Raw genomic sequence first — 1,054 nt, 5'->3', positions numbered from 1 at the left:
ATTATGCAGTTACTTTAGCAACTACACCAGCACCAACTGTACGGCCGCCTTCACGGATCGCAAAACGTAGACCTGGGTCCATTGCGATTGGGTGAATTAGCTCTACTGACATTTCTACGTTGTCACCAGGCATAACCATTTCAACGCCTTCTTTCAATTGAATAGCGCCAGTTACGTCAGTTGTACGGAAGTAGAACTGTGGACGGTAACCGTTAAGGAATGGAGTGTGACGACCGCCTTCTTCTTTAGAAAGTACGTATACTTCTGCATCGAATTTAGTGTGCGGCTTGATCGCGCCTGGCTTAGCCAATACTTGACCACGTTGAACATCTTCACGTTTAGTACCGCGCAGAAGAACACCACAGTTCTCGCCAGCACGGCCTTCGTCAAGAAGTTTACGGAACATTTCAACGCCAGTTACAGTTGTTTTAACTGTATCTTTGATACCAACGATTTCAACTTCTTCGCCTACTTTAACGATACCAGTCTCAACACGGCCAGTTACTACTGTACCGCGGCCTGAGATAGAGAATACGTCTTCAATCGGCATAAGGAATGGAAGATCGATAGCACGTTCTGGCTCTGGAATGTAAGAGTCAAGCGCATCAACAAGAGCAACAACAGCATCTTCGCCATATTGGCCAGCTTCACCGTTAAGTGCAGAAAGAGCTGAACCGCGGATCACTGGAGTGTCATCGCCAGGGAAGTCATAAGTAGAAAGAAGTTCACGAACTTCCATTTCAACTAGCTCAAGAAGCTCTTCGTCGTCTACAAGGTCGCATTTGTTCAAGAATACAACGATGTATGGAACACCTACTTGGCGAGAAAGAAGGATGTGTTCACGAGTTTGCGGCATTGGGCCGTCAGTCGCAGCACATACAAGGATCGCGCCGTCCATTTGAGCAGCACCAGTGATCATGTTTTTAACATAATCGGCGTGGCCCGGGCAGTCTACGTGAGCGTAGTGACGAGTTGGAGAATCGTATTCTACGTGTGAAGTATTAATTGTAATACCGCGTGCTTTTTCTTCAGGTGCAGAGTCGATCGCTGCATA

Annotated in this window: 1 protein-coding gene; it reads right to left on the bottom strand. The window is 47.1% G+C overall.

The features are described from left to right. Position 1: 1 nt before the first annotated feature. The coding region (gene tuf / locus D7V32_RS17010) for an elongation factor Tu (protein ID WP_120403946.1) at positions 2-1,054 on the bottom strand (1,053 nt) is incomplete at its 5' end.

Source organism: Acinetobacter tianfuensis, assembly GCF_003611465.1.
Lineage (GTDB): Bacteria > Pseudomonadota > Gammaproteobacteria > Pseudomonadales > Moraxellaceae > Acinetobacter > Acinetobacter tianfuensis.
Note: the sequence above shows the minus strand (reverse complement) of the source record. Positions and strands in the feature narration are given on the sequence as shown.